This is a genomic window from Flavonifractor plautii ATCC 29863 (assembly GCF_000239295.1).
Lineage (GTDB): Bacteria > Bacillota > Clostridia > Oscillospirales > Oscillospiraceae > Flavonifractor > Flavonifractor plautii.
The window spans coordinates 1-4,503 of the sequence record NZ_JH417721.1 but is presented as its reverse complement, the minus strand read 5'-3'; the positions used below and the strand labels follow the sequence as shown (position 1 = coordinate 4,503).

Sequence of the window (4,503 nt, the reverse complement as noted above, 5' to 3'; positions counted from 1 at the left end):
GCAGACGGAGGAGGCCCAGGCGGCTTATAGCCTGGTTCTCCAGGAGGCAGCGGAACGGAATCCGGAGCTGGAGCTGGAGGCGGCCAGCTATCTCTTTTTCTCCCAGGGAAACTATCAGGTGGCCTATACGGCGTTTGTTTCCCTTTATAACCGGGGGTTTTACCAAACAGAGCTCATGGATCTGATGACCCAGGCTTTTTACCTGCCCAACGCAGAACATCAGAAAAAGCGGTACGCCCGCAACTGCGCCGCCCTGGCCAAATATCCCTATCTGTTCCGGGAGGACTTTCCGGACTTCGAGGCTTTGCCGGTTCAGTTCTTTCCCTTCAATGACGAGGGATATATTCCCTTTTTTAAGGCGGAACATCGGTTCGGCGCATATGTCAATTTCAACGATCCGGTGATTGACCGCTATTTTTTTCGGGATCTGGACAAGCCCGTTCTGGCCAGGGATGTGTTTTCCCAGTACCAGTTGGAATACTTAAACGACAACGTCCGCAAGAGCGAATGGGTGGGGCGGGAGAACCATATCTACCTCCACTACACGGACTGGACGACATTCTGTGCCTACTTGCAGTGTCTGGAGCTGCGCCCCCTCCTCTCCGAAAAAAAGCTGGTCTTTCTAATGGAGGGGGAGATCGAACAGTATCCCATTGACTTTCACACCCGCTTCGGCATAGACTACGCTCAATATCCGGTGCGGCCAATCGGTATCGGAGAGGTCACCCGAATGATCTGGCATACCCAGCTTGCCGCCCACAACGGCGGCGACTTCTTCAACGAGATTTTCTATGGGCACCCGAACCTGCTCTCCTATGAGTCCATCATGTTTGACCATATACAAAAAGCGGTGGCAGAGGTGAAGACAAACTGGCGTAAGCTCGATTGGCTGACGCCGCGGCTGCGCCGCCAGTTGTCCCAGTTAAAGCATCCAAGTGAGAAAGATTTTCTGGTCGCCCTTTTTCTAAATCGGCAAGATATCAGCGGCAGTCTGGACCACGGGTCCCGCATTGTGCCAGCGCTGTTTTTCCAGCCCCACTTTTCCAATATGATCTATGACATCCGGGAATCTGAGCTGAAAGGGGCCCCCATGCTCTACTCGGAGCAGTATGAAGCGGTCCGCACCTCCCCCCTGTTTCAAGGTTTCCGGTACATCAAGACCTTTACCCCCATGCGCCGCATCACCACCAGCTATGCGGCCAGCGTGCGCTATATGCTGGACCGGGAGGCCCAGGGAGATGAGGCCAAGGTTGTCCCTGATGTGCTGGCCCAGCGGCTGGTAAACCGCAGCTTTATGGTGGATCAGTGGGACCGGCTTTACCGGGACAGCGTGCTGGTCCGCTTTGAGGATGGAAAGTTAAACCCCAGGGCCACCTTTAGGGCTTTAGCGGAGTTTTTGGATCTCCCATACACCCAAAGCATGACCTACTGCTCCAGCCGGAAGGGCATTGCCCCGGAGTCTATGAAAGGCAATGTCCGGGGCTTCGACCCGGCTACGGTATACCGAACCTACGATGAATTTGCAAACGATGACGAACGGGCCTTCTTGGAATACTTTCTGCGGGATGCCTATGAATATTACGGCTATGATTTTCACTACTATCAGGGAGAACCTGTGGATGAAGCCTGGATCGAGCAGAAGATCCGGGGCTTTACCTGCCTGGACGGGTATATCGAAAAATCCTATCAGGATGTTGTGCAGAGCAAGGAAATCTCCTTCAAAAATGGAGAGACTCCCATTGATGTCACTGCTGTCGCCCCTATTGCAGGCTACCAGAGCAACCGCCGCCGCATTGCGGATTTCCTGCTCCACGGCCTGCGGTTTGTAAACAAGCAGGTCCAGCCTTTGAACATGATGCGACGGTTAAAGCTGGACCCCGCCCTGCTGGAACAACCGCTGTATCACTGAGGAGGAGGACATGGAACATAAGGGAACCGTATATTTTTTCACCGGCCTGTCTGGGGCAGGGAAGACGACCGTGGGCGGAATCTTCCACCGCCAGCTCAAGGCCCGAAGGGCCAGTACCGTCCTGCTGGACGGCGACCAGGCTCGGCCGGTGTTCTGTGAAGATATTGGCTACACCACCGAGGAGCGCCGGCGGGGGGCGTTTCGCCTCTTCCGCGTGTGCAAAATGCTCTCCGAACAGGGTATCGACGTGGTGTGCTGTTCCATCTCCATGAGCCATGAGGTGCGGGAGTGGAATCGGGTCCATATCCCCAGCTATTACGAGATCTATATAAAGGCTAGCCCCGCCACCCTGTTGCGGCGCAACCAAAAGGGGTTGTATACAGCAGGGAAGAATGTGGTTGGCGTGGACCTGCCCTTTGACGAGCCCCAGCACCCGGATATCGTGATTCAAAATGATGGGGCGGAGACACCGGAGGAGATCGTTGCCCGGCTGAACTTATTTCTTCACATGGAGGTGTAGCCATGAAGACCGCACTGATCACCGGCTCTACAAGAGGGATCGGACGTGCCACCGGCCTTGCCCTGCTACAGCGCGGCTGCGCCGTGGCCTTTCACTACCGGCAGGATCATCAGGCCGCAGAGCAGCTGTACGCGGAGCTGGACCGGGCAGGGTATTCTGGCCGTTTCCAGCTCCTCTGCGCAGACCTCTCCGCCCCGGAGGGCTACCATGAGCTGGTCTCTGGGCTCCGTCCCCCATTCGAGGCGCTGGACTATCTCATTCACAATGCGGCCCAGACTGCCCGGGGACGGTTAGAGGACCTTACCCCTGATGTGTGGGCCGCCGTGCTGCACACCAATTTGACCGCCCCTCTGTTTTTGACCCAACGCTGTGCCCACCGCATGAAACAGGGAGGGGCTATCCTCTTTCTTGGCGCTGTTATGGGTCAATATCCCCACGCACTTTCGATCCCGTACGGCGTGAGCAAAGCCGGGATTCACTATCTTACCCGTAGTCTGGTCAAGGAATTCGCGGAAAAGCACGTCCGTGTCAACTGTGTTTGCCCCGGATTTGTGGAGACCGACTGGCAGAAAAAGAAACCGGAAAATATTCGCCGTTCCATCGAATCCAAAATTGCACTTCATCGGTTTGCAGCGCCAGAAGAGGTGGCAGAGCTGTGCTGTTCCGTGCTGGAAAACCCCTATATGAACGGATCAGTTGTCAACATTGATGGAGGTTACTGTTACCAATGAGAGAAAAATTTGACCTCTCTACGCTGCAGAAAGGGATTGCAGACCGGTATCCCGATATCTCGCTCACCTGTATGTCCCCCAAGGATCTTGTGTTTGAGACCAGAGTGGCAATGAGCTGCTTTTACTGCAAAAACTATGGACGCAACTGGCATTGCCCGCCTAAGATACCTCAGATTGACTATCAGAACATGATGCTGGAATACGACAGCGGCGCGTTTGCATTGATCAGCCTCCCATTTGACGACCTGACATTTCCGGAGGTCCGGACACGCTCCACGAATGATCTCCATCAGGCACTGCTGTCTATGGAGCACATCCTTTGGGAGCACGATCATCCTCTTGCCATCTCTTTTATCGGCGGTTCCTGCAAGCTCTGTAAAAACGGATGCGGTAAGGAGTACTGCAACAATCCCTATCAGGCGCGGATGCCGCTGGAGGCTACCGGTGTAAACGTGATAAAGAGTGCCGAGAAATATGGAATTGAACTACATTTCCCTCCGGATGGAACCCTGAAACGGTTGGGTCTCATTCTCTGGTAATATGAAAGGGCTGACATTCGTATGACCTATATCATTCTTGCGGCTGGCTCCGGAACACGGCTCCACCCGATCACGCTCACTCACCCAAAGACCCTTTTTTCGTTGGATGGATCTACTACCATCCTGAGCAGGATGGTCGGCCTGCTTCGAACAATAGACCCGGGCAGTACAGTCGTCATCGTAACAGGCTTTCAACATCAGCAGCTGGAGAACGCGGTCCAGATGGAGAACGTAGTGTGGGTATACAATCCGTTTTATGCGGTGACAAACTCTATCGCCTCTCTCTGGTTTGCACAGGAATACCTTAAGGATCAGGTCACTGTCCTGAACGGAGATATTGTGATGTCCCGCGAGCTTCTTCAGAATATCGTGACCCAAGATACTGAATATCCCTATGTCCTCATGGATGCTTCGATCCTAAAGCATGGCGACTATAATGTGCAGGCGAATGGCGAACGGGTCGTCGTTATGAGCAGGGACCTGAGCACTTACAGCGGGGAGTATGCCGGTGTTACCAAGTTGGATGGCCGCGCGGCAGAGCAACTGCGGCATAAGGTCTGTGAAATGGTGGAGCGCGGACTCTACAATCATTGGTATGAGGATGCCCTGGTCCAGATGATCTTTGAAAATGACTTTGAACTGCGCATTCGGGATATCCAGCAGTATCAGTGGACCGAGGTAGATGATGTGGATGATCTGGTGTGTGCAAAGCGAATCCATTGTGTGGAGCAGTGACATAAAATTGGGGAAGGGAGCACCATGATGACTTTGGCGGATCTGCATACCCATACCACCGCGTCAGAC

5 protein-coding genes are annotated in these 4,503 nt (G+C 54.1%); all 5 read left to right on the top strand.

The window, feature by feature from the left end; genetic code table 11:
• Window positions 1-1,909: hypothetical protein (locus HMPREF0372_RS20045; protein ID WP_007490196.1), on the top strand; the 1,909-nt coding region annotated here is incomplete at its 5' end.
• 10 nt (window positions 1,910-1,919) lie between these two features.
• Window positions 1,920-2,429 (top strand): adenylyl-sulfate kinase, encoded by a 510-nt coding sequence (locus HMPREF0372_RS07135; RefSeq protein WP_007490195.1) that lies wholly within the window; start codon window positions 1,920-1,922, stop codon window positions 2,427-2,429.
• Window positions 2,430-2,431: 2 nt separating this feature from the next.
• Window positions 2,432-3,160, top strand: a complete 729-nt coding sequence (locus HMPREF0372_RS07130; RefSeq protein WP_007490194.1) for an SDR family NAD(P)-dependent oxidoreductase — start codon at window positions 2,432-2,434, stop codon at window positions 3,158-3,160.
• Window positions 3,157-3,699 (top strand): DUF2284 domain-containing protein, encoded by a 543-nt coding sequence (locus HMPREF0372_RS07125; RefSeq protein ID WP_007490193.1) that lies wholly within the window; start codon window positions 3,157-3,159, stop codon window positions 3,697-3,699. Before HMPREF0372_RS07130 ends, HMPREF0372_RS07125 begins: the two co-directional genes overlap by 4 nt.
• Before the next feature lie 21 nt (window positions 3,700-3,720).
• Window positions 3,721-4,434 carry a phosphocholine cytidylyltransferase family protein gene (locus HMPREF0372_RS07120; RefSeq protein ID WP_007490192.1) on the top strand — a complete coding sequence of 238 codons (714 nt, stop codon included), beginning with the start codon at window positions 3,721-3,723 and terminating at the stop codon, window positions 4,432-4,434.
• Window positions 4,435-4,503: the final 69 nt, after the last annotated feature.